This is a genomic window from Amycolatopsis sp. NPDC114505 (assembly GCF_055633615.1).
Genome location: NZ_JBVKDV010000001.1, coordinates 1,125,458 through 1,147,370, shown reverse-complemented (window position 1 = coordinate 1,147,370; position 21,913 = coordinate 1,125,458). Strand labels below are relative to the sequence as shown.

General features: G+C 70.7%; 23 protein-coding genes. 13 read left to right on the top strand and 10 right to left on the bottom strand.

The window, feature by feature from the left end:
- The first annotated feature begins 46 nt into the window (after positions 1–46).
- Together ACZ7OU_RS05865 and ACZ7OU_RS05860 are read left to right on the top strand one after the other, a co-directional pair.
- Positions 47–1,432: a tetratricopeptide repeat protein gene (locus ACZ7OU_RS05865; RefSeq protein WP_470240034.1), complete on the top strand. Its 1,386-nt coding sequence runs from the start codon at positions 47–49 to the stop codon at positions 1,430–1,432.
- A gap of 19 nt (positions 1,433–1,451) precedes the next feature.
- Positions 1,452–2,339 (top strand): phosphotransferase, encoded by an 888-nt coding sequence (locus tag ACZ7OU_RS05860; protein WP_470254372.1) that lies wholly within the window; start codon positions 1,452–1,454, stop codon positions 2,337–2,339.
- Positions 2,340–2,550: 211 nt separating this feature from the next.
- On the opposite strand, the gene ACZ7OU_RS05855 is transcribed toward ACZ7OU_RS05860, so the two are convergent.
- The 4 genes from ACZ7OU_RS05855 to ACZ7OU_RS05840 form a co-directional block, all read right to left on the bottom strand.
- Positions 2,551–3,579, bottom strand: a complete 1,029-nt coding sequence (locus ACZ7OU_RS05855) for a copper resistance D family protein (protein WP_470240032.1) — start codon at positions 3,577–3,579, stop codon at positions 2,551–2,553.
- A gap of 5 nt (positions 3,580–3,584) precedes the next feature.
- Complete coding sequence (locus tag ACZ7OU_RS05850) at positions 3,585–4,133, bottom strand: copper resistance CopC family protein (RefSeq protein WP_470254371.1); 549 nt, start codon at positions 4,131–4,133, stop codon at positions 3,585–3,587.
- A complete protein-coding gene (locus ACZ7OU_RS05845) occupies positions 4,134–4,892 on the bottom strand; it encodes a YcnI family copper-binding membrane protein (RefSeq protein WP_470240030.1) in 759 nt (252 codons plus the stop codon). It abuts the gene before it with no gap.
- Positions 4,893–4,968: 76 nt separating this feature from the next.
- A complete protein-coding gene (locus ACZ7OU_RS05840) occupies positions 4,969–5,523 on the bottom strand; it encodes a hypothetical protein (protein ID WP_470254370.1) in 555 nt (184 codons plus the stop codon).
- A 252-nt stretch (positions 5,524–5,775) separates the two neighbouring features.
- Between ACZ7OU_RS05840 and ACZ7OU_RS05835 the strand changes: the two genes are divergently transcribed.
- Genes ACZ7OU_RS05835 through ACZ7OU_RS05820 form a run of 4 tightly spaced genes read left to right on the top strand, consistent with a single transcriptional unit; the run spans position 5,776 to position 9,323 of the window.
- Positions 5,776–6,423, top strand: coding sequence for an ABC transporter permease (locus ACZ7OU_RS05835; protein ID WP_284743350.1), 648 nt, complete (start codon positions 5,776–5,778; stop codon positions 6,421–6,423).
- The gene (locus ACZ7OU_RS05830) at positions 6,416–7,582 is read left to right on the top strand and encodes an ABC transporter ATP-binding protein (protein ID WP_470254369.1); all 1,167 of its coding nucleotides are present in this window, start codon (positions 6,416–6,418) and stop codon (positions 7,580–7,582) included. Before ACZ7OU_RS05835 ends, ACZ7OU_RS05830 begins: the two co-directional genes overlap by 8 nt.
- Positions 7,579–8,358 (top strand): ABC transporter permease, encoded by a 780-nt coding sequence (locus ACZ7OU_RS05825; RefSeq protein ID WP_470254368.1) that lies wholly within the window; start codon positions 7,579–7,581, stop codon positions 8,356–8,358. Before ACZ7OU_RS05830 ends, ACZ7OU_RS05825 begins: the two co-directional genes overlap by 4 nt.
- Positions 8,355–9,323 (top strand): glycine betaine ABC transporter substrate-binding protein, encoded by a 969-nt coding sequence (locus ACZ7OU_RS05820; protein ID WP_470254367.1) that lies wholly within the window; start codon positions 8,355–8,357, stop codon positions 9,321–9,323. The genes ACZ7OU_RS05825 and ACZ7OU_RS05820 overlap by 4 nt, the downstream gene beginning before the upstream one ends.
- A 25-nt stretch (positions 9,324–9,348) precedes the next feature.
- Here ACZ7OU_RS05820 and ACZ7OU_RS05815 read toward each other — a convergent pair whose 3' ends face one another.
- On the bottom strand, positions 9,349–10,101 hold the full coding sequence (locus ACZ7OU_RS05815) for a class I SAM-dependent methyltransferase (RefSeq protein ID WP_470254366.1): 753 nt from the start codon (positions 10,099–10,101) through the stop codon (positions 9,349–9,351).
- A gap of 96 nt (positions 10,102–10,197) precedes the next feature.
- Positions 10,198–10,659, bottom strand: a complete 462-nt coding sequence (locus ACZ7OU_RS05810; RefSeq protein WP_470254365.1) for a DUF6474 family protein — start codon at positions 10,657–10,659, stop codon at positions 10,198–10,200.
- A gap of 90 nt (positions 10,660–10,749) precedes the next feature.
- Between ACZ7OU_RS05810 and ACZ7OU_RS05805 the strand changes: the two genes are divergently transcribed.
- From ACZ7OU_RS05805 to ACZ7OU_RS05795, 3 genes are read left to right on the top strand one after another with little or no spacing between them, the layout of a single operon-like run.
- On the top strand, positions 10,750–12,390 hold the full coding sequence (locus tag ACZ7OU_RS05805; protein WP_470254364.1) for a TM0106 family RecB-like putative nuclease: 1,641 nt from the start codon (positions 10,750–10,752) through the stop codon (positions 12,388–12,390).
- A gap of 55 nt (positions 12,391–12,445) precedes the next feature.
- Complete coding sequence (locus ACZ7OU_RS05800; RefSeq protein ID WP_470254363.1) at positions 12,446–12,838, top strand: hypothetical protein; 393 nt, start codon at positions 12,446–12,448, stop codon at positions 12,836–12,838.
- Between the two features lie 6 nt (positions 12,839–12,844).
- On the top strand, positions 12,845–13,498 hold the full coding sequence (locus tag ACZ7OU_RS05795) for a class I SAM-dependent methyltransferase (protein WP_470254362.1): 654 nt from the start codon (positions 12,845–12,847) through the stop codon (positions 13,496–13,498).
- Positions 13,499–13,538: 40 nt separating this feature from the next.
- On the opposite strand, the gene ACZ7OU_RS05790 is transcribed toward ACZ7OU_RS05795, so the two are convergent.
- The gene (locus ACZ7OU_RS05790; RefSeq protein ID WP_470240020.1) at positions 13,539–14,297 is read right to left on the bottom strand and encodes an SDR family NAD(P)-dependent oxidoreductase; all 759 of its coding nucleotides are present in this window, start codon (positions 14,295–14,297) and stop codon (positions 13,539–13,541) included.
- A gap of 145 nt (positions 14,298–14,442) precedes the next feature.
- On the opposite strand from ACZ7OU_RS05790, the gene ACZ7OU_RS05785 reads away from it, so the two are divergent.
- The 3 genes from ACZ7OU_RS05785 (at position 14,443) to ACZ7OU_RS05775 (ending at position 18,060) form a co-directional block, all read left to right on the top strand.
- Entirely contained in the window at positions 14,443–15,747 is a 1,305-nt protein-coding gene (locus ACZ7OU_RS05785) for a UDP-glucose dehydrogenase family protein (protein WP_470240019.1), read from the top strand.
- Positions 15,748–15,870: 123 nt separating this feature from the next.
- Positions 15,871–16,263 (top strand): VOC family protein, encoded by a 393-nt coding sequence (locus ACZ7OU_RS05780; RefSeq protein WP_470240018.1) that lies wholly within the window; start codon positions 15,871–15,873, stop codon positions 16,261–16,263.
- Between the two features lie 30 nt (positions 16,264–16,293).
- Positions 16,294–18,060: a gamma-glutamyltransferase family protein gene (locus tag ACZ7OU_RS05775; RefSeq protein WP_470254361.1), complete on the top strand. Its 1,767-nt coding sequence runs from the start codon at positions 16,294–16,296 to the stop codon at positions 18,058–18,060.
- On the opposite strand, the gene ACZ7OU_RS05770 is transcribed toward ACZ7OU_RS05775, so the two are convergent.
- From ACZ7OU_RS05770 to ACZ7OU_RS05760, 3 genes are read right to left on the bottom strand one after another with little or no spacing between them, the layout of a single operon-like run.
- Complete coding sequence (locus tag ACZ7OU_RS05770) at positions 18,057–18,938, bottom strand: VOC family protein (RefSeq protein ID WP_470240016.1); 882 nt, start codon at positions 18,936–18,938, stop codon at positions 18,057–18,059. The genes ACZ7OU_RS05775 and ACZ7OU_RS05770 overlap by 4 nt on opposite strands.
- Positions 18,931–19,455 (bottom strand): RNA polymerase sigma factor, encoded by a 525-nt coding sequence (locus ACZ7OU_RS05765; protein WP_470240015.1) that lies wholly within the window; start codon positions 19,453–19,455, stop codon positions 18,931–18,933. The genes ACZ7OU_RS05770 and ACZ7OU_RS05765 overlap by 8 nt, the downstream gene beginning before the upstream one ends.
- A 53-nt stretch (positions 19,456–19,508) precedes the next feature.
- Positions 19,509–20,933 carry an MFS transporter gene (locus ACZ7OU_RS05760; RefSeq protein ID WP_470254360.1) on the bottom strand — a complete coding sequence of 475 codons (1,425 nt, stop codon included), beginning with the start codon at positions 20,931–20,933 and terminating at the stop codon, positions 19,509–19,511.
- 101 nt (positions 20,934–21,034) lie between these two features.
- On the opposite strand from ACZ7OU_RS05760, the gene ACZ7OU_RS05755 reads away from it, so the two are divergent.
- Positions 21,035–21,868, top strand: a complete 834-nt coding sequence (locus ACZ7OU_RS05755) for a helix-turn-helix transcriptional regulator (RefSeq protein WP_470240013.1) — start codon at positions 21,035–21,037, stop codon at positions 21,866–21,868.
- Positions 21,869–21,913: the final 45 nt, after the last annotated feature.

The window sequence follows — 21,913 nt, the reverse complement described above, 5'->3', positions numbered from 1 at the left end:
CTTACGCTGTTTCACAGACGCCCGACCGGACAGTGGAGGGGGCGCGATGGACGCCAGTAACGGTGGCAGTGCCGACGCCCGGCAGAGCCACGCAGTTCCCGCTGACGCGTGGGAGCAGCCCGAGATGAGAGCTGCTCTCGCCAGCCGCGAGATCAGCGCCGTCTACCGGCTCCTTCGCAAGCACGGTGTCTCGCAGCGCCAGATCGCCGCGATGACCGGCCAGTCCCAGTCCGAGGTGTCGGAGATCCTCAAGGGTCGCCAGGTCATGGCCTACGACGTCCTCACGCGGATCGCCGACGGCCTGGGTGTCCCCCGTGGATACATGGGCCTCGCCTACGACGAGGCCACGGCGATACGCGTCGTCGGCTCCGCCGACGGCCAGCAGGCTGAGGAGGACGAGTCCGTGAAGCGACGGAGGTTCCTCGCGCACGCCGCCCAGGTCACGATGGGTGCGGCGGTGTTCGGTCCGGAATCGGGCACGTGGTCGGCGGGACCGGCGCGGACGCCGGCGCCCGGGCGCATCGGCATGACCGACGTGCGCCAGGTGGAGGCCGCGACGCGCGCCCTGCGGGCCCTCGACTACCAGTACGGCGGCGGGTTCTGCCGCGACGCCGTCGTCGCGCAGCTGTCCTGGGGACAGCAGATGCTCGAGGCGCACGGCGCCGACGTGGTCAAGAACCGCCTGTACGTGGCGCTCGCCGACCTCCACTCGCTGGCCGGCTGGACGTCGTTCGACACCGGGCTGATGGACTCCGCCCGCGGCCACTTCGCGAACGCGCTGGACCTGGCCAAGCAGGGCGAAAACCACCCGCTGGTCGCCAACGTGCTCTACCGCATGGGCCGCGTCTACCTGCACCAGGACGCCCCGAACGACGCGCTGAAGCTGTTCCAGCTGGGCCAGATCGCCGCTCAGGAATCCGGTTCCGAGCTGGCGGTCTCCGTGCTCTGCGCGAACGAGGCCTGGGCCTACGCGATGATGGGCAACGAAGAGCAGGCGGTGAAGCTGCTCGGCCGGAGCAAGGACGAGTTCGAGCGCGCCAACCTGGCCGAAGCCGAGTCGTGGGTGAAGTTCTTCACCGAGACGGACGTCTACGCGATGGTCGGCACCGTCCACACGGTCCTCGCGCAGAAGAACACCGAGCACACGAAGTACGCGATCCCGGCGCTGACCAGGGCCGTCGAGTCCTACGACGACGAGATGGCCCGCTCCAAGACGTTCATGCTGAGCGCGCTGGCCACCAACCACCTGCTGGACGGCGACCTCGACCACGGCGCCAAGGTCGGCGGCAAGGCCATCGACTGCGCCGAGGGCATCAAGTCCGAGCGGGTCAAGGACCGCATGCGGCCCCTGCAGGACGAGGCCGAACGCCGCCGCAACAACGCCGACGCCCGTGACCTCGCCGACCGCCTCAACGCTTTCTACGCCGCATAACGCCGAAGGCGCCGGCGTCTTGGACGGCCGGTTCACCTCCGGCAAGCTGCGTGGCGTACTGGCCGAGACGTGCGCCCTGCTGGGTTTCGACCCGGCGGGCGCACGGCTCCTGCGGTTCACCAACAACGCGGTGTACGCGCTGGTCACCGCGCCTTTAGTGATCCGGATCGTCGGGTCCACCCGGCTCCGGCACCGCGTCGAAACCGTGGTCCGCGTGGCCCGGCACTTCGAACGCCACGACGTCCCCGCGATCCGGCTGCTCGACACCGTGGAGCAGCCGCTGCCGGTCGGCGGGCACCTGGTGACCGTGTGGCACCAGGTGCCGAGCATCGGCCGGGCGGCGACGTCCACCGACCTGGCCCGCCTGCTGCGCCAGGTGCACGCGCTGCCCGCGCCCGACGGCCTCGCCGAGTGGGCGCCGTTCGCCGCGGTGCGGGCTCGGGTGTCCGACGCCGAAGAGCTCACCGACGGCGACCGCGCGTTCCTCCTCGACCGCTGCGCCGAGCTCGAGGCCGCGCTGGCCGAGCTGGAGTTTCCGCTGCCCAGGGGCCTGGTCCACGGCGACGCGTACCCGGGCAACGTCATCCCCGGTCCGGACGGTCCGGTGCTCTGCGACTTCGACTCGTCGTGCGTCGGCCCGCCGGAATGGGACCTGACGCCGCTGGCCGTCGGCCGCGAGCGGTTCGGTGACCCGCCGGTGCGCTACCGGACGTTCGCCGCGGCGTACGGCTTCGACGTGACGTCGTGGCCCGGGTTCGCCGTGCTCAGGGCGATCCGCGAGCTGAAGCTGACGACGAGCGTGCTGCCGATCCTGCGCAGCCGGCCGCAGGTGCGCCCCGAGCTCTACCGCCGTTTGGACGATCTCCGGAACGCCCGGACGGACTCCCGGTGGACGCGTTACCGTTGATCGATATCTGTCACTTCGTGTGATCGGCGCCACAATCTGCACGTGCATTCGACGACGGCAGATGACCGTTCGTCGCTTGTGAAATGCGCTCTTCTCTGGGTAGAAAGTTCGGCCCGACAGGTCGCCCCCAATGGTCTACCTCTCATCCCAATGCGCAAGTTGCAGCTACTCGGCGTGACTTCAGACCGGCTCTACCTGCGGGGAAAGGCTTTCAGGACGCGACGACCGGCGCCCGCGTCAGCACCACCGCGAAGCCGAACGCCAGTCCCATGACGGTCAGCTCGAGCGTCGCCCACCCGGCGAGGGCCGTGCGGTTGTGCCGGACGATCTGCGGCATGAGCCGCCAGCGGGTGTACGCCCCGAGCAGCGCGATGACGCCGGTGCACAGGAACTTCAGGACGAAGAGCTGCCCGTACGGCGTCGTGAAGATCGCCGCCCAGAAGCCGATGGTCGGGTTGAGCGAGATCTCGACCAGGCCGTTGAACAGCCCGGTCGCCGCGGAGAGGATCAGGCAGAGCGTCGCGAGCTTCGAGAACCGGGGCATCGCGTGCGCGAGCAGCGTCCGGTTCGCGACGAGGAGCACGGTCATCGCGCCGAGGCCGCCGGTCCAGGCGACGGCGCTCATGACGTGCAGCTCCATCGAGATCATCGTGTAGTCGTGGTAGTTCCAGTTCGACGCGTGCCCGGTGACCGGCAGCGGCAGCAGCGCGAACAGGCCGAGCCCGACGCGGACCTCGGCGGGCACCTTCTCGCCGAAGCGCAGGGCCAGCGCGCCGATCCCGGCGTGGCCGAGCGCGAGCACGGCGACGATGACGAGCGCCTTCCCGGCGCCGACGTTGGCGATGTAGCCGCCGATGTCCCCTGCGGAGAGCGTCGAGGAGCCGGGCTTGTACTCCGCGGTCTGCAGGATCAGCGCGACGACGGCGGTCGTGGCCCAGACGAGCGCGGCCGCGACCCCGGCCGGGCGGGCCAGCCGCATGATCGGCTCGGTCAGCTTCGGCCGGTCGTAGCCGACGAGCACCGACAGCAGCGCCAGGCCGATGGTCGTGACCGCGGCGAGGTCGAGCAGGACCCGCACGACCGGGATGCCGGCCGAGACCACCGCGCTGGGCTGCACCACGCCGGGGACCGGGGTGGTGGCCATCAGCGCGACGCCGATCAGGGCGCCGAGCAGACCCGCCGTCACGACGCACAGCAGCGTCGAATAGCGGGGTTTCTTGGTGGTCTCGGCCTGGGTCATCGCTGCTACTTCTTCTCTTCCACGGGCCGGCCCGATCGCAGGGCCACGGTCAGCCCGATCGCCAGCAGCACGACCGCGCCGGCGATCCAGACCCAGATCGGCACCCCGGTCGAGCCGGACTGCGGAGCCGCGGACGACGAGCTGCCCGGCGACTTCGCCGCGTCGACGGTCGCCGGTGTGCCGGTGCCCGCCGCGGTGAGGGTGAACGAGAGCTCACCGGTCACCGGGTGGCCGTCCGCGGACAGCACCCGGTAGCCGATGGTGTACTTCCCGGCCGGGCCGAGCGGCCGCAGGGGCGCGCTGATGACGTTGTTCACCACGCTGATCGGTCCCTCGGCCCACTGGCCGCCGCCGGGTCCGGTCACCGCGATCTGGTTGACGTCCGCGCCCTGCACGTACTGGTCGAACGTCAGGCTGACCTTCTGCGGGCCGGCGGTGACGGACGAGCCGTTCGCCGGGTCCGAAGAGATCAGCACGTTGTGCGCCAGCGCCGGGGTGGCCGTGCCGAGCACGGCCACCACCGTCAACGCCAGCGCGACGAGCGCCTTCCGCATTTAGCTGTTGCCTCCCGGCTTCGCCGTGGCCTTGCGGGCCCGGATGGTGGCGCCGGCTCCGACGCCGAGGCCGACGGCGCCGAGGAGCAGGCCCGCTCCGCCGAGCCAGCGGGCCGTGCTGTCGGAAGCCGCCGCGGCTTCGGTGTGCTCGCCGGTGGTCGACGCCGTGTTGGCGTCCATCCCGGCGTGCTCGTCGCCTTCCGCGGCCTTCGCGGCCAGCTTGACGACCGGCGCCGGGTGCTCCGGCTCCTCGCCGCCCGCCGGCGTCGGCTGGTTCCAGTCGACGACCTTGCCGTCGCTGTAGGTCTGGTGCGCCGGGAACTCCACCTGGTCGACGTTCGTCGGCAGCGGGCCGAAGCTGACCGAGAACTCCTGGTAGTCGGTGGCCTTCAGCTCGTTGCCCGGCTGCGCGGTCCACGTCACCGCGGTGACGGCTTCGGTGATCTGCGTGCCGTTGTCCTTGGTGATGGGGGTCGGCAGCTTCGACTTCGTCACCTCGGCGGTCCAGCCGGGCAGCGGCTTGGTCCGCACCGAGCCGATGCCGTAGTCGGCCTTGAAGTCGACGGCGACCTTGGTGGTCGTGGTGGTCGGCTCTTCGCTGGGCACGCGGAACACGATCGCGGCGTAGCCACCCTTCGTCGGCTGCGGGCCGTAGACGTTGGCGGTGACGTGCGCGGAGGCGATGCCCGCACCGAGGAGACCGGCGGCACCGACGGTGGCGGCGAGGAAACCGGCGCGCTTGAAGACGTGCTGGGACATGGGTTCACTCCTGATGAACTCAAGAAAGGGACGGCTCGGTTCGGGGACCGGGCCGGTGTGGGGGATGAGCTGGGATTCAGGAGTGAACGGGCGGGCCGCGCCGCCCGCGGATCCGGCGCAGGTCGACGCCGACCAGGTGACCCGGCGCGGCCACGCGCACCGGGACGAGCGCGGGAGCCGCCGGCACCGGCAGTGCGGCGAGCAACCGCGGCAGGATCGCGCGCAGCACGGCGAGCACCGCGAGGAGCATCGCGTCCGCGCGGGCGAGCAGGAGCGCGGCCAGCAAGGTCGCGACGGCGTGCGCGGTCACCATGCCGAGGCCGGTGCCGAGCCCGCCGCCGCCGGACATGGCGGCCATGTCGTGGTGGTCGGCGAGCGTGGTGAGCAGCAGGTGCATCACGAGCTGGGCGGCACCGAGCAGGGAGATCGTGGCGACCGTCCCGCGCGCCTTGCGGGCCAGCGCGGTCGCGGTCCAGCCGAAGAGACCGGCGAGCAGCACGGTCATCGCCGGGTCGGGCAGGCCGCCGTCGGCCATCCGGTGCGCGGTCACGGAAAGCGCCGAGGCGCACACGGCGAGCGACACACCCCGGGTAGCACCCAGCACGGCAGGACGCCGTGCCGGAACGCTCATGAGGAGCAGCCTAAGGGACCCGCTCCGGCGTGAGCGTGTGATCCCGGGAAGTGAGCACACACCGAGTTCACGGACCGCGCCACGCCGTGGTTCAGGTCATTTCTTGCCGATCACGCCCGGAAAGGCCAAGGTTGGCGGAACCGGTAGGCCGAAACGGGGGTTTGGTCCGGCGTCGCGCTGGGTACTGAGCCGTCGGTCAGGAACTAGCCCGATCGGGTGAAGGCCTGCGCAAAGGCGGGAGAGCGGACACGGATGAACCTCTTCGACTACATCTCCGACCGGGCGAGCAAGCTCTGGCTGGAGGCTTACCTGCACACCAGCATGGTGGTGCAGTGCACGATCCTCGCGGCGGTCCTCGGCGTGCTGATCGGGGTGGCGGTCTACCGCAGCCCGATCGGTTCGGCGGTGGCCACGGCGCTGGCGAGCACGATCCTGACGGTCCCGTCGTTCGCCCTCCTGGGCCTGCTGATCCCGATCTCGGGGCTCGGTCCGACGACGGCCGTGATCGCGCTGGTGCTCTACGGCCTCCTCCCGATCGTCCGGAACACCATCGTCGGGCTCGACGGCGTCGACCCGGCGATCACCGATGCCGCGCGCGGCATCGGGATGAGCCGCTTCGGCGTGCTCACCCGGGTCGAGCTGCGGCTGGCCTGGCCGGCGATCCTCACCGGCATGCGGGTGGCCACCCAGATGCTGATGGGCATCGCCGTGATCGCCGCCTACGCGAAGGGTCCCGGCTTCGGTGCCGAGGTCTTCTCCGGGCTGACGAACGCGGGGAGCACGAACTCCCTGAACCAAGCCGTCACCGGGACGGTCGGGGTCGTCATCCTCGCCCTGCTCCTCGACGGCATCTACGTCCTGATCAAGCGCTTCACCATTTCTAGGGGTGTCCGTGGCTGAGAACGAGGAAGTCTCCGGCGTCGAGATCGAGCTGGAGCACGTGACCAAGCGGTACCCCGGCACCCGCGAAGCGGCGGTGGAAGACTTCTCCATGGTCGTGCCCGCCGGCAAGATCGTGGTCTTCGTCGGCCCGTCCGGCTGTGGCAAGACCACGACGATGCGGATGATCAACCGGCTGGTCCAGCCGACCTCCGGCAAGATCACCATCGGTGGCGAGGACGCGCTCGGCCTCGACGTCGACACCCTGCGCCGCCGGATCGGCTACGCGATCCAGCAGGCCGGCCTGTTCCCGCACTTCACCGTCGCGCAGAACATCGGCGTCGTGCCGGGCCTGCTCGGCTGGGACAAGAAGAAGGTCAACGACCGGGTCGAGGAGATGATGGACCTGGTCGGGCTGGACGCGGGCGACTTCCGCGACCGCTTCCCGCGCCAGCTCTCCGGCGGCCAGCAGCAGCGCGTCGGCGTCGCCAGGGCGCTCGCGGCGGACCCGCCGGTGCTGCTGATGGACGAGCCGTTCGGCGCGGTCGACCCGATCACCCGCGGCAACCTGCAGGACGAGCTGCTGCGGCTGCAGAGCGAGCTGAAGAAGACGATCGTGTTCGTCACGCACGACTTCGACGAGGCCGTGAAGCTCGGCGACAAGATCGCGGTGCTCGGCAACCAGTCGTCGATCATGCAGTACGACACGCCCGAGGCGATCCTGGCCAACCCGGCCAACGACACGGTCGCCGGCTTCGTCGGCGCGGGTGCCTCGCTGAAGCAGCTGACGCTGCTGCGGGTCCGCGACGTCGAGCTGGCGCAGGACGCGCTGACCGCGTCGGTCGACGACGACCCGGCCGAGGTCCGCAAGAAGCTCGAAGACCAGCGCAAGCACTTCGCGCTGGTCCTGGACGCGCGCCGCCGCCCGACGCGCTGGGTGCACCTGCGCGACCTGAGCGCGGGGGCGTCGCTGGCCACCGCGGGCAAACCGCTGCGGGACGTCGTCAGCCTGCAGTCGACGCTGCAGGACGCGCTCGAGGCGATGCTCGCCGAGGGTGGCTCGGTGCCGGTGACCGGCGCGCGCGGCGAGTACGCGGGCACCATCCAGCTGGACACCGTGATCGCGACCATCCAGCAGCTGCGCGAGGACCACACGAACGGTGAGGAGGTGTCCGCATGACGGCTGCCGTCGATACCGGTTTCAGCACCGAGTCCGGCTCCAAGCGCGCGGAACGCGTCCGGCTGTTCGCGCAGCCCGTCGTGGTGCTGGTGATCGTCGCCGTCACGCTGATCTGGGTGTTCTCCAGCGGGTTGAACGCGACCGAGAAGGAGACGCTCAACGCGTCTTCGCTGTTCACGGCGCTGTGGGACCACGTGCTGATGACGCTCGTGGTGACCGCGATCGTCGTGCTGGTCGCCGTTCCGCTCGGCGTGATCGTGACACGGCCGTGGGCGCGTTTCCTGGCGCCGATCTTCCTGGCGATCGCGAACATCGGCCAGGCCGCGCCCGCGCTCGGCGTCCTGGTCCTCTGGTTCATCGTCACCGGCTCGGTCGGCGGGCTGTGGGTGGCGGCGCTGCCGCTGGCCTTCTACTCGCTGCTGCCGGTGCTGCGGAACACGATGGTCGGCATCCAGCAGGTCGACGAGTCGCTGATCGACGCCGGCCGCGGCATCGGGATGTCGGCGACCGCGGTGCTGTGGCGGGTCGAGCTGCCGCTGGCCGTTCCGCTGATCCTGGCCGGCCTGCGCACCTCGCTCGTCCTGGCGGTGGGCACGGCGACGTTCGGCATGTTCGTCAACGCCGGCGGGTTCGGGCTGCTGATCGACACGGGCTACAAGCTGAACCTGACCTCGGTGCTGGTGACCGGCTCGGTGCTGGCCGTCGCGCTGGCGCTGCTGGTGGACTGGCTGGGCGCGGTCGCCGAACAGTTCTTCGGACCGAAGGGGCTGCGATGAAACTCCGGCGCATTACGGCAGTCCTCGGCGCGGCCGTGCTGGGCGCGACGCTCTCCGCGTGCGGGCTGACGGTCAACCAGGCCGTGCCGTACGACATCCAGCCGGGCTCGATCCAGCCGATCCCGTCGCTGCAGGGCCTGAAGGTGACGGTGGGGTCCAAGGACTTCACCGAGAACATCATCCTGGCGTACCTGTCCGAGATGGCGCTGTCCGCGGCGGGCGCGGACGTCGTCGACCTGTCGGACATCAAGGGGTCCAACTCGTCGCGGCAGGCGCTGCTGTCCGGGCAGACCGACGTCACCTGGGAGTACACCGGCACCGGCTGGATCAACTACCAGGGCAACGAGCTCCCGGTGCCCGGTGGCGAGAAGGCCCAGTACGAGGCGACGGCCAAGGCCGACGAAGAGAAGTTCGGCGTCAGCTGGCTGAACTACTCGCCGCTCAACGACCAGTACGCGTTCGCCGTCACCGAGGAGTACGGCGCGAAGAACAACCTGAAGACGACGTCCGACCTCGCGGCGTTCCTCAAGCAGAAGCCGGACCAGAACGTGTTCTGCCTGGAGACGGAGTTCACCAGCCGCCAGGACGGGTTCCCGGCGGCGGTGAAGGCCTACGGCTTCCAGAGCCCGAAGATCGAGAACTTCGGCATCGGCACGATCTACTCGGCGGTCGCGAGCGGCACGTGCCCGGTCGGCGAGGTCTTCACCACCGACGGCCGGATCTCCGGGCTCAACCTGCGGGTGCTCGAGGACGACAAGAAGGCGTTCCCGCAGTACAACGCGGTCCCGACGCTGCGCACGGAGTTCCTCAAGGCACACCCGGACATCCGCGGCCCGCTGGAGAAGATCGGCGGGGCGCTCGACAACGAGCAGATGGTCCAGCTGTGCAAGCAGGTCGACGTCGACGGCCAGGACCCGGGCAAGGTGGCCCACGCCTGGATGGTCTCGAAGGGCTTCGTGAAGTAGCCCGGTCCGCCTTACGAGCGCGCGTTCACTTCACCTTGCTTCGCAGCAACGTGAACGCGCGCTCGTCGCGGTCCGGGGAAGCCGGGTCGGAGTCGGTGGTGCAGCCGACCGTGACGAAGTCCAGCACCTCCCAGCCCGCGCGTTCCAGCAGCCGGCGCAGGCCGGCCTCGGAGAAGATCCAGAAGTTCGTGGCGTCGTTGTTGGTCTCTTCCGGGCTGACCAGGTAGGCGACCGGCGCGTCCGCGATCCGGGTGCCGGTGGTCGTGACCTGCGCGATCCGCGTCGAGAGGAAGCAGAGCTCGGCACGGCGGGCGAGCTGTTCCAGCACGTAGAACGGGTTCTTCAGGTGGTAGAGCAGCCCGAGGAAGAACACCGCGCCGTAGTGCTCGCGCGGCAGGGTGAACTGGCTGTCCAGGTCGATCTCGTGGACGGCCGCGGTCGACCCCAGGTGCTCGGTCAGCAGCCGCGCGCCACGCAGCCCGTTGAAGTTGGTGGGCGCGTTGTCGATGATGTCGACCGCGCAGCCGAGCCGCTGGTCCAGGTAGAACCCGAAGTCCCCGTCCGCCGCGCCGATGTCGGCGACCGGCGTGCCCGCGATCTCGGCGAAGATCTCCCGCCGCGGCCCCGACAGCAACGCGTCCAGGTGGAAGACGTTCGCCATGGTGTCGTAGGGGTACCAGGCGAAGTCCGGCGCCAGCTTCTCCTTCCGGAGCAGCAGCTCCTCGCGGAAGCGCAGGGCGTCGTCCTTGACCGCGCCGAAGTCGTGCGCGAGTTCCATGGTCCTGCTCCTGCACTGTGGTGATCCGCCGGATGAAGTGTGCCGCCAAGGCCCCCTGGCCCGGACGGCAGACTACTCCCGGCCCACCCGATCGGGTCAGATGCCCAGCCGGTGCAGCAGGTTGCCTTCCAGCCGCTCCAGCTCGCCGGCCACCGCGCGGTGCACGGCCTTGCGCCGTGCCGCCGGCATCCGCTCCGCCGCCCGCACCGACGCCGACAGCTGCTCCAGCGTGCCGAGCGAGTCGGTCGCGAACGTCTTGTCCGCCGCCGACGCCTTGTCCGACTTCTCCAGGTCCCGGCAGCCGTCGGCCACCCCCGCGATCCGGGCGTGCAGCGCCGCGCCGCGACCGGTGTACGAACCCAGCTGGTCGACCGCGACGCCGAGCTTGCGCGCCTGGTAGCGGTCGTACAGCTCCCGGGCGCTGCCCGCCGCGCGCACCGCGAACGGCGCGACGACCGGGATCACGACGGGGCCGAGCACCTTCGCCACCGCGACCGCGTTCTTCGCCTTCTTGGGGGTGAACCTGGCTTCACCCTCGACCTTGGCCTTGCGCGCCATGGCACCTCCAACGACGTGTCGAGGTCGAACTTACTGGTCGCCCGGGTGGCGGGCATGTCGGCTCGGCGGTGGGAATCTAGAGTGATCTCCATGAAGGGCGAGGTGGTACTCGACGCGGGAGCGGTCAGCCGCTGCCGCCGGCGCGTGCACCTCGAGCACGACCCCGCGATGCGCGAGGTACCGCTTTCCCCGCCGGACCCGACGGCGCAGCAGCGGATCGACGACGCGACCGCCCACCGCGAGGACATCGTCAGCAGGTTGATGGCCGCCAACCCCGGCCACTGGGTGAAGATCGCCCGCGACCTCCCGGCGCACGAGCGCGTCGAGCGGACCGAGCAGGCCTTCGCCGAGAAAGCGCCCTACATCTGGGGTGCGCTGCTGCCGGTCGACCCGGCCGGGCACCGGCGCGGCGGCATCGACCTGCTCGTGCGCACCGGCCGCGGCTACGTGCCGGTGCTCGTCGTGCGCCACCGCATCACCGACCGCGGCACCGGCGCCGTCGTCACCGCGCCGACCGACCTCGACCCGGCCCACCGCGCCGCCGACGAGACCCGCAAGGTCCGCTCGCAGCCGCGCGACCAGCTCCGGCTCGTGCACATCCGCCGCATGCTGCAGACGCTCGGGCAGGCCGACGAGAGCCTCGTCCTCGGCGGCGTCATCGGCCTCGACGCCGACGTCGTCGTCTGGCACGACCTCACCGCGGGCACCTGGCCGGGCGGGCGCAGCGCGCTCACCGAGTACCAGGCCCGCTTCGCCGACCGGCTCGCGATCGCCAGCGCGGCCGCGAACGGCGAGGAGGCGCTGGCCGAGCCGTCGCGCGTGCTGGAGTGCCGCCGCTGCCCGTGGTGGCCGACGTGCGAGGTGGTGCTCACCGAGACCCGCGACGTCAGCCTGGTGGTCCGCGGCGAGGACGCGGTGGAGCTGCGCCGCGCCGGCGTGTCCACTGTGGACAAGCTGGCCGCACTCGACCCGGCGGGCGAGGCACCCGAGGTCAACTGGACGGGCGTGACGTTCCCGGACGCCGTCGTGCTCGCCCGCGCCTGGCTGGCCGACCTGACGCTGGTGCGCCGCGTCGACCGCGTCGAGGTGCCGCGCGCCGACGTCGAGGTCGACGTCGACATGGAGAGTTTCGGCGACGCCGGCGCGTACCTCTGGGGCTGCCTGCTGACCGGCGCCGACATCGGGCTGGAGCCCGGCTACCGCGCCTTCGCGACGTGGGACCCGCTGCCGACCGACGACGAAGCCCGCTCCTTCGCCGAGTTCTGGGCCTGGTTCACCGACGTCCGCGAGCGCACCGAAGCGGCCGGCCTGACGTTCCGCGCCTACTGCTACAACGCGCTCGCCGAGAACCGCTGGCTCTTCGGCTCGGTCGAGCGCTTCGGCGACCACCTCGGCATCCCCACGAAGAAGGAAATCCAGTTCTTTGTGGATTCCGACGAGTGGGTCGACCTCTTCCGCAGCGTCACCGACCAGTTCCTGTGCTCCCAGGGCAAGGGCCTGAAGGTGATCGCCCCGGTGGCCGGGTTCTCCTGGCGCGACCCGGAGGCGGGCGGCGAGGCATCGATGCGCTGGTACCGCGACGCGGTCGGCATGGACGGCGAGAACCCCGACGCCGCCCAGCGCGAGCGCCTGCTGCGCTACAACGAGGACGACGTCCTGGCGACGCACGCGCTGCGGGAGTGGATCACCGAGCGGGCGCAGGCCGAAGTCCCGTACATGTTCGATCTCTGAGTAGTTCGCCGACTAAGACACTTGCCGACCGAGAAGCTTGTCGGTACTGTCTGTCTTGCCGAACTCGAGCGGCGCGGCCAGGACGCCGGCATGCCGATCAAGCGCGGTTCGCTACAGGTCGTCGCAAACCTCGAAATCCGCCGCTTCGGGGGGCTGCGGCGGGCGGCCCGAGCGGACCGTCTACCGGATCACCCCGGCCGGGCGGGCGGAGTTCGAGGACCACGTCGAGGCGCAGCGGGCGGTCCTGGAACAGCTAGGGCCCTTGATGCCGCGGCTGTTCCTGGTGGAGGTCGAGTACGACATCGCGATGACGGAAGCCGAGGGGCGCTGGGTGCGCGGCTTCCTCGAAGAACTGACCACGGGCGCGCTACCGGGCATCGATGCCTGGCGCCACTTTCACGAAACCGGCGAATTCCCGGACGACCTGGGGGAGTTCGTGGAGAGGTAGGAACCGATGGAGACCACCCGCAAGCACAGAGTCCCCGAGATGGAGGGCTTCCAGGCCCGCTGGTACGCCAAGAACCGCGGCACCGAGCCGCAGCTCGCGCAGTACCGGAAGCAGGCCGCCGAGGTCACGTCCGGGCTGAAGGACGGTGCCGACATTCTGGAGGTCGCGCCCGGGCCGGGCTTCTTCGCCATCGAGCTGGCGAAGCGCGGCTTCCGCGTCACCGGGCTCGACATCAGCCACACTATGGTCGAAATCGCGCGGGAAAACGGCACTGGCCTGGAGATCGACTTCCGGCAAGGCGACATCACGCACGCGCCGTTCGCCGATGAGTCCTTCGACTTCCTGGTCTGCCAAGCCGCGTTCAAGAACTTCCGGCAGCCGGTGGCTGCGCTGAACGAAATGCACCGGGTGCTGCGCCCGGGTGGGTTCGCGGTGATCCACGACCTGAACCACGAGGCCACCGGCGCGGACATCGGCCGCGAGGTGGCCGGGATGAACGTCGGCGCCGTCGCCGGGTTCACCGTGCGGCAGACGCTCGGGTGGCTGCGGCGGCGGGCGTTCACGCGGGAGCAGTTCGAGGCGCTGGCCGCGGAGAGCGCTTTCGGCGGCTGCTCGGTCACCACCGACGGCATCGGCCTGGAGGTCCGCCTCTCCCGCTGACCGCGACCGCCGGGGCACGAGCCGCGCCCCGGCGGGTGGGTCAGCGCGGGGCCATCCGGAGCGAGCCGTCCATGCGGACGACCTCGCCGTTCAGGTAGTCGTGGTCGATGAGCGACAGCGCGAGCTGGGCGTACTCGTCCGGGCGCGCGAGGCGCTTCGGGAACGGGATGCCGGCGGCGAGCGTCGCGCGGAACTCGTCGCTGACCGTGGCGAGCATCGGGGTGTCGACGATGCCCGGCGCGATGGTCAGCACGCGGATGCCGTGCGAGGCCAGGTCGCGGGCCGCGGGCAGCGTCATGCCGACGACCCCGCCCTTGGACGACGAGTAGGCGACCTGCCCGATCTGGCCGTCGAAGGCCGCGATCGACGCGGTGTTGATGATGACGCCGCGGGCGTTGTCCTCGAGCGGCTCGGTCTTCGCGATCGCTTCGGACGCGACCGTGAGCACGTTGAAGGTGCCGATCAGGTTGATCTGGATGACCTTCGCGTACAGCGCGAGGTCGTGGCGGCCCTTCTTGGACAGGATCCGCGCGGACGGCCCGATGCCGGCGCAGTTCACCACCGTCCGCAGCGGCACACCCGAGCCCGCCGCGGTCGCGACGGCGGCCTCGACCTGCTCGACGTCGGTCACGTCGGCCTCGACGTAGGTGATCCCGTCGATCTGCTCGGCCTTCTCGATGGACGGCGCCAGGTCGAGCGCGAACACCCGCGCGCCCTTGGCCGCGAGGGCCTTCGCCGTCGCTCCGCCGAGGCCGGACGCGCCCCCGGTGACGAGCGCCGCGGTGTCGGTGATCTGCATCTGCCGTTCCCTTCGGACTGCTGCTCTGGATCCGGACCTAGGTTAACGCTCGTTCGCACGGGCGATTCGTGTCTTCGCTCACCGCTATCGGGTACGACCGGTTCCGTTAGCGTCGTGGTCAACTCCGGCTGTCACCTTCAGCACCATGACGCCAGCTCGGATCGTGGTGGTAGGTACCGGTTACGTCGGCTTGACCACGGGGGCTTGCCTGGCCAGCCTCGGGCATTCCGTCACCTGCGTGGACGTCGACCGCGCGAAGGTCTCCCGGCTGAGCGCCGGCCGGGTGGACATCCTCGAACCGGGGCTGACCGACCTGGTCGCCCGCGGGCTCTCGACCGGCCGCCTCCAGTTCGTCGTCGGCGCGCGTGACGCGGTCCGCGACGCGGAAGCGGTGTTCCTCTGCGTGCCGACGCCGATGGGCGCGGGCGGCTCCGCGGACCTGCGCGCGGTCGAGGCGGTGGCCGCCGAGATCGGCGACGTCCTGCCCGCCGGCTGCGCGCTCGTCACCAAGTCGACCGTGCCGGTCGGCACGTCGAAGCGGATCGAGGAGATGCTCGGCCGCGCGGACGTGCCGGTGGTGTCGAACCCCGAGTTCCTCCGCGAGGGCACCGCGGTCGCGGACTTCCTGGGCCCGGACCGGATCGTCGTCGGCTCGGACGACTTCGCCGCCGCACAGTGGGTCGGCGACCTCTACGCCGAGCTGGACGCGCCGGTCGTCGTCGCCGACGCGGCGAGCGCCGAGCTCGTGAAGTACGCCGCGAACTGCTACCTCGCGCTCAAGCTCTCGTACGTCAACTCCATCGCCGAGCTCTGCGAACGGCTCGGCGCGGACATCGACCTGGTCACCGCGGGCATGGGCTACGACCGGCGGATCGGGCGGACGTTCCTCAAGCCCGGCCCCGGCTGGGGCGGCTCGTGCCTGCCGAAGGACACGAGTGCGCTGGTCAAGGTGGCCGAGTCGGTCAACTACGACTTCAAGATGCTGACCTCGGCCATCGACGAGAACATCGCCCAGCGCGACCGGATCGTCGCGAAGATCGCCGGCGCGGTCGGCGGCACGCTGGCCGGCGCGCGGATCGGCGTGCTCGGCCTGGCGTTCAAGGCGGGCACCAACGACCTGCGCGACTCGCCCGCGCTCGCCGTGTCGTCGGTGCTGTGCGCGCTGGGTGCCGAGCTGACCGCCTACGACCCGGCCGTCGACGGCGGGATCGACGGGATGACCGTGGTCGACGACGCCTACCAGGTCGCGAAGGACGCGGACGCCGTCGTCGTGCTGACCGAATGGGCCGAGTTCAAGCACCTCGACTGGGCGGCGATGGCCGAGCTCATGGACGGCATCGACGTCGTCGACACGCGCAACCTGCTCGACCCGCGGGTGATCGTCGACGCGGGGCTGTCCTGGCAGGGCGTCGGGCGGCCGCGGGCGGCGGCGCGAATCAAGGTTTCTTGACGCGTCGATCTTGGCTAGGCTGGCCGCACGGCATCGCGTGTCGGTCACCGGCTGGGTGAGGCATGGAGGTGGCGGGAGTGCCCCGGAGGCATTTCACTCGTGTCAGTATCCGTTTCCGTTGAATTGAACCACCTGATCGTCCCGTCCCGGAACAACCGGGAATCCGCCGAATTCCTGGCGAACCTGCTCGGCCTCGAAGTCGGGGAGGAATGGGGTCCGTTCATTCCCGTCGAGGTCCGCAACGGCGTCCGGCTGGACTTCGCGACCATCCCCGAAGACGACCTTCGCCTGCAGCACTACTGCTTCCTGGTCCCGGAGGACGACTTCGACGCCGTCTTCGCGCGGCTCGTCGAAACGGGCGTGACGTACCACGCCGATCCGATGGGGAAGCAAATCGGCGAAATCAACCACAACCACGGCGGCCGCGGGGTCTATTTCCTCGATCCCGGTGGCAACGGGATGGAAATCATCACGCAGCCGTACGAGCCGGAGCGGCGCCGGGCGACGTCCTGGTAAAAGTTCCTTAGCAATGCGTACTATCGGGGCATGTTCACGACGAGGCCCGAGCTGGCCGGCACCTTCGGGATGGTGGCATCGACGCACTGGCTGGCTTCGGCCACCGGGATGGCGGTGCTGGAAGACGGCGGCAACGCGTTCGACGCGGCGGTCGCCGCCGGGTTCGTCCTGCAGGTCGCCGAGCCGCACCTCTGCGGACCGGCGGGCCAGGTACCCGGCCTCTTCGTGACGGCGGACGACCCGACCCCGCGGGCGCTGGCCGGTCAAGGCCCGTCGCCCGCGGGGGCCACGCCGGAGCACTTCGCGTCGCTGGGGCTCGATTTGATTCCGGGCAGCGGCCTGCTCCCGGCGACCGTCCCCGGCGCGTGGGACGGCTGGCTCCTGCTGCTTCGCGACTACGGCACGAAGTCGCTTCGCCAGGTGCTGACGTACGCGATCGGCTACGCACGCAACGGCGTCCCGCTGGTGTCGCGGGTCGGCGACACGATCCGCGCCGTCTCACAGCTGTTCACCGAGCACTGGCCGACGTCGGCGGCGCTGTGGATGCCGGACGGCAAGCCGGCTTCCGGCCTGCACCGGAACCCCGTCTTGGCGGACACCTGGGAGCGTCTCCTGCGTGAAGCGGAGTCCGTCTCGGGGCGCGAAGCACAGATCGACGCGGGACGTCGTGCCTGGTCACAGGGTTTCGTCGCCGAAGCGATCGACGCGTTCAGCCGGCAGGCGTTCCGCGACGACTCCGGTCGCGACCACGCGGGCCTGCTGACCGGTGACGACCTGGCGTCGTGGTCGGCGTCGTACGAGGAACCGGCCTCAGCGGACGTCGGCGACTGGCGCCTGGTCAAGATGGGCGGCTGGACGCAGGGTCCGGCGTTGCTGCAGCAGGCGCTGCTGATGCACGGCTTCCGCGACGAGCTGTCCTTTGTGGACGGCGTGCCGTCGGAGCGCACGGTGCACCTGGCGACCGAGGCGGCGAAGCTGGCCTTCGCCGACCGTGAAGCCTGGTACGGCGACACCGACGTGCCCCTGGACGTGCTGCTTTCCGCGTCCTACACGGATTCCCGGCGGGCCCTGATCACCGACACGGCGTCCGCGGAGCTTCGTCCCGGCGACGCCCGCGGGCCGGCCCGGCTCCCGGCGATCCTGGATTCGCTGCAGGGCGTGAAGGCCGAAGGCGGCGCGACGGGCGAGCCGACGGTCGGCCCCCAGGGAGAGACCCGCGGCGACACGGTCCACCTCGACGTCGTCGACGCGGCGGGCAACCTCGTGTCGCTGACGCCGTCGGGCGGCTGGCTGCAGTCGAGCCCGACGATCCCGTCGCTGGGCTTCTGCCTCGACTCGCGCGGGCAGATGTTCTGGCTGGAGCAGGGCCTGCCGAACTCCTTGGCGCCCCGCAAGCGTCCCCGGATCACGCTGTCGCCGTCTCTCGCCCTGCGCGACGGCGTCCCGACGCTGGCTTTCGGCACCCCGGGCGGTGACCAGCAGGACCAGTGGCAGCTGTGCTTCTGGCTGGCCCACGTGTACGGCGGCCTGAACCTCCAGGAGTCGATCGACGCCCCGGCCTGGCACACGACGGCGTTCCCCAGCTCGTTCTACCCCCGCTCGTGGAACCCGCGCGAGCTGGTGGTCGAGTCCCGGCTGGGCGCGTCCACTCTGGACGCGCTGCGCGCCCGCGGCCACGAGATCGTGGACGCGGGCGACTGGGCGCTGGGACGCTTGGCCGCGGTGTCGCGAGACGGCGAGTTGCTGCGCGCGGCGGCCAACGCCCGGGGAATGCAGGGCTACGCCGCGGGCCGTTAGCTCGGCTGCTGCCAGAGCCAGAACTCGATGCCCTGGTTGTCGGTGCAGTCGGCGGTGAGCCCGTACGGGTGGTTCTCGATCTCGCCCGCCTGACCGCCCTGTTCGCCTACCCGGGTGAGGGCCGCGTCGAGGTCGTCCACCGCGAACATCAGCTTCCAGCCGACCTGGCGGCCCGGGCCGCCCCAGAGGCCGCCCGGCCGTCCGTCGCCCTCGATGCCCCAGGCGCCTTCGGTCGAGCCGGGGGAGAACTGCCAGCCGAGGACCGCGCCGTAGAACGTCTTCGCGGGCTCGGCGTCCGGGACCTGGAACGTGAAGTACATCGACTCGCCCTGCTTCGGCTGCGGCTCGGGCTTCGGCGACGCCTGCGAGACCAGCCACCGCTGGCCGAACGGGTCGCGGAACGAGCCGCCGCGGCCGTACGGCGAGTCGCTGACCGCGCGGATCAGCGTCGCACCCAGCTCCAGCGCCCGGTTCACGCTGACGTCCGCGTCCGGCACCTCCACCCGCACCGACGCGCCGCCCGTCTGCGGCGCGACGTGCCCGATCTCCGGGTACTCCTCGGCGAGCATCAGCACGGCGTCGCCGATGGCCAGCTCGGCGTGCCCGATGCGGCCGTCGTCCATGAGGATCGGCTCGCCGCGGCGGGACGCGCCGAAGACGTCGACGTAGAAGTCGAGCGCGGCCCGCGCGTCGGACACCGCGAGGTAGGGCGTCAGCGAGCGCAGTTCGGCGTCGGTGGCCGGCGCCTCTGAAGTGGTCGTCATATCGGCTCCGTTCAAGATGACGCGACGCAGGTTGTCGCGCAGTTCGGCGGCGAAGTCCGGGTCGGGACCGACCCGCTCGGAAGGCCGGCGAAGCGCGTCGAAAGGCTCAAGCATCGCGACCCTCCTTCTCCTCGTAGACGCGCCGGAACGCGGCACGGGCCCGCACGAGCAACGCCTCCGTGGCGTGCACGCTGCGTCCCAGGTGGCCGGCGACCTCGGGCACGCCGAGGCCGTCGACGTACCGCAGGGTCAGGGCCGCGCGGTGGTGCGACCCGAGGGATTCGAGCACCTGTCTCGCGCGCAGCGCGTCGAGCTGCTCGTCCCACGGGTCCTCGACGTCCGGCTCACTGTCGTGCACCAGCCGCAGCCCGCGTTCCTCACGTTCCTTGCGCCGCCAGTGGTCGGCGAGCTTGTGCCGGGCGACGCCGATCAGCCACCCGGTGCTCACTGGAGGTGCGTACTCCTTGCGACAGGCGGCGACCGCCCCGAGGAACGTCTCGGACGTCAGCTCCTCGGCGAGCGTGCGGTCGCCGCAGCGGGACAGCAGGTACCCGTAAACCTCCGGCAGCGCGGTCTCGTAGAGCCCGAGCAGCGCGAAGGCCGGGTCCGGTCGTACCCGAGGTTCCGTCACACCCTCATAGTCGTCCGGCGCACGACTTTTCCGACGGGTGAATCCGGACTTTTTCAGACCCGGGGGTCGGGCAGCCGCCGTCCGGTGACCGCGACGATCGCCGCCAGCAGCGCCACCACCCCGATCACCAGCGCGAACGCGTCCCGGCTCCCCAGCGAACCCGAAAGCGCGGCGTACAAACTCCCCAACGTCGCGACCCCCAGTGCCAGCGACGTCTGCTGGTTGGTCGTCATCACGCCCGAGCCGACGCCGGCCAGGTCGGTCGGCACGTGGGACAGCACGATCCGGAACAACGTCGTCATCGCGAGCGCGTTCCCGACGCCGATCGCCACCATCGCCGGTGCCAGATCGAGGATGGTCACGTGCGGCCACGCCGCCAGCGTCGTGCACAGCAGCGCCACCATGCCCACCGCCGTGATCGCCCCGCCGATCGGCACCACCTTCTGGCCGTAGCGGGCCACCAGCCGGCTGCTGAGCATCGACACCGTGAAGTACGCGACCGCCAGCGGGGTCAGCGCGGCGCCGGCGCCCAGCGGGCCGAAGTGCAGGCCCTCCTGCAGCGTCATCGCGAACACGAACATGAACGAGCCGAACGCGCCGAAGAACGGCACCGCCACCATCAGCCCGCGGCGGACGCTCGGCAGGCGCAGCACCGACGGCGGCAGCAGCGGAGTGCCGCCCAGCCGCTCCAAGCGCCGTTCGACGTGCACCAGAGCCGCGGCCGAGAACGGCGACAGCGCCAGCAGCACGATCGACCACACCGGCCAGCCCAGTGCGCGGCCCTCCATCAGCGGGACCAGCAGCGACAGCAGGGTCGTCGCAAGGAGGAGCGTGCCGAGGCGGTCGACGCCCAGCGGGTTGTGCGCGCGGCTTTCCGGCAGGCGGCGCGCCATCACCAGCACCACCAGGCCGATCGGCACGTTCACCAGGAAGATCGGCCGCCAGCCGGTGCCGAACAGGTCCGCCGCCACCAGGCCGCCGCCGAGCAGCTGGCCGACCACAGTGGACAGACCGCCGGTCGCGCCGAAGAGCCCCAGCGCCCGCGAACGCTCTTCGCCGGACGTCGTCGCCTGGATGATCGAGAGGACCTGCGGCAGCAGCATCGCCGACGCCGCCCCCTGCGCGGCGCGGGCGATCACCAGCGTGGTCGCGGTCGGGGCGATCCCGCAGGCCAGGGACGTCAGCGTGAACAGCCACAGTCCCGTGAAGAACAGCCGCCGCCTGCCGAACGAGTCGCCGAGGCGGCCGCCGACCACCAGCAGCACCGCGTACGCGATGCCGTAAGCGGCCACCACCAGCTCCAGCGTCGCCGTGGACGCGTGGAGGTCGGCATCGATCGTCGGCAGCGCGACGTTGACGATGAAGAAGTCGATGATGGGCAGCGCCGCCCCCAGCAGCACCGTGACCAGGCCGGCGGGGGTCAGTCCCGGCCTGGCCGGGGCGCCGGGGGTGATCGGCGCGAGTTGAGTCGTGGTCATGACTACTACGATCGACCCGAACTCAAACTAGTACCAGTTGCTGTTTATCCAGGTACCACCACTACCTGGTACCAGGTTCGGGCGCGTGCGATCCTGGCACCATGACCACCGCCGTCGAATCCGAGCTCCGCCGCCAAGAGCTGGCGAGGTTCCTGCGCAGCCGGCGTGAGCGGATCACGCCCGAGCAGGTCGGCCTGCCACTGCTGGGCCGCCGCCGGACGCCGGGGCTGCGCCGCGAAGAGGTCGCGCAGCTCGCCGGCGTCGGGGTCACCTGGTACACGTGGCTCGAGCAGGGCCGCGACATCAACGCGTCCGAGCAGGTGCTGCAGGCGATCGCCCGCACGCTGCGGCTCGACCCGCACGAGCACACCCACCTCTTCCGACTGGCCGGCGCGCCCGAGCCGGAGAGCGAGAAGGACTGCCAGGTCCTCTCGCCCCAGCTGGAGATGATGCTGAAGAAGCTGGAGCCGTACCCGGTCGCCGTGCGCAACGCCCGCTGCGACCTGCTCGGCTACAACCGCGGCTACACCTGGCTGATGGGCGACGTCGACGCGATCCCGTTCGAGGACCGCAACACCCTGGTCCAGTGCCTGCTCAACCCGCGGTGGCGCGAGCGGATGCTCGACTGGGACACGAACATCCCGCGCGTGATCGCGTCCTTCCGCGCGGCGATGGCCGAGCACGTCGCCGAGCCGGCGTGGAAGAACCTGGTCAAGCGCCTCAAGGCGGAGTCGCCGCTGTTCGCCGAGCTCTGGCCGCACCACGACGTCAACTCCGAGCCCATCCGCACCAAGCGCTACCTGCACCCGGACGTCGGGCTGCTGCGGTTCAACTTCACGTACCTCTACTCCGGCCGCCGCTCGGAGATCACGGTGTCGACGTACACCCCGGCCGACGAGGAGACGGCGGCGAAGCTGCCGCTCATGTTCGAGTGACTACGGCGCCGGACGTACGCCGGGAGTCGCTTCAGGACGGACGCG

Excerpts from the sequence above, each read along its gene's own strand:
- ACZ7OU_RS05805 (WP_470254364.1), top strand. The coding sequence starts at position 10,750 with ATGAAGGGCGAGGTGGTACTCGACGCGGGAGCGGTCAGCCGCTGCCGC.
- ACZ7OU_RS05840 (WP_470254370.1), bottom strand. The coding sequence starts at position 5,523 with ATGAGCGTTCCGGCACGGCGTCCTGCCGTGCTGGGTGCTACCCGGGGT.
- ACZ7OU_RS05785 (WP_470240019.1), top strand. The coding sequence starts at position 14,443 with ATGACGCCAGCTCGGATCGTGGTGGTAGGTACCGGTTACGTCGGCTTG.
- ACZ7OU_RS05795 (WP_470254362.1), top strand. The coding sequence starts at position 12,845 with ATGGAGACCACCCGCAAGCACAGAGTCCCCGAGATGGAGGGCTTCCAG.
- ACZ7OU_RS05790 (WP_470240020.1), bottom strand. The coding sequence starts at position 14,297 with ATGCAGATCACCGACACCGCGGCGCTCGTCACCGGGGGCGCGTCCGGC.
- ACZ7OU_RS05770 (WP_470240016.1), bottom strand. The coding sequence starts at position 18,938 with ATGCTTGAGCCTTTCGACGCGCTTCGCCGGCCTTCCGAGCGGGTCGGT.
- ACZ7OU_RS05755 (WP_470240013.1), top strand. The coding sequence starts at position 21,035 with ATGACCACCGCCGTCGAATCCGAGCTCCGCCGCCAAGAGCTGGCGAGG.
- ACZ7OU_RS05775 (WP_470254361.1), top strand. The coding sequence starts at position 16,294 with ATGTTCACGACGAGGCCCGAGCTGGCCGGCACCTTCGGGATGGTGGCA.
- ACZ7OU_RS05810 (WP_470254365.1), bottom strand. The coding sequence starts at position 10,659 with ATGGCGCGCAAGGCCAAGGTCGAGGGTGAAGCCAGGTTCACCCCCAAG.
- ACZ7OU_RS05815 (WP_470254366.1), bottom strand. The coding sequence starts at position 10,101 with ATGGAACTCGCGCACGACTTCGGCGCGGTCAAGGACGACGCCCTGCGC.
- ACZ7OU_RS05845 (WP_470240030.1), bottom strand. The coding sequence starts at position 4,892 with ATGTCCCAGCACGTCTTCAAGCGCGCCGGTTTCCTCGCCGCCACCGTC.
- ACZ7OU_RS05825 (WP_470254368.1), top strand. The coding sequence starts at position 7,579 with ATGACGGCTGCCGTCGATACCGGTTTCAGCACCGAGTCCGGCTCCAAG.
- ACZ7OU_RS05820 (WP_470254367.1), top strand. The coding sequence starts at position 8,355 with ATGAAACTCCGGCGCATTACGGCAGTCCTCGGCGCGGCCGTGCTGGGC.
- ACZ7OU_RS05850 (WP_470254371.1), bottom strand. The coding sequence starts at position 4,133 with ATGCGGAAGGCGCTCGTCGCGCTGGCGTTGACGGTGGTGGCCGTGCTC.
- ACZ7OU_RS05835 (WP_284743350.1), top strand. The coding sequence starts at position 5,776 with ATGAACCTCTTCGACTACATCTCCGACCGGGCGAGCAAGCTCTGGCTG.
- ACZ7OU_RS05865 (WP_470240034.1), top strand. The coding sequence starts at position 47 with ATGGACGCCAGTAACGGTGGCAGTGCCGACGCCCGGCAGAGCCACGCA.
- ACZ7OU_RS05855 (WP_470240032.1), bottom strand. The coding sequence starts at position 3,579 with ATGACCCAGGCCGAGACCACCAAGAAACCCCGCTATTCGACGCTGCTG.
- ACZ7OU_RS05760 (WP_470254360.1), bottom strand. The coding sequence starts at position 20,933 with ATGACCACGACTCAACTCGCGCCGATCACCCCCGGCGCCCCGGCCAGG.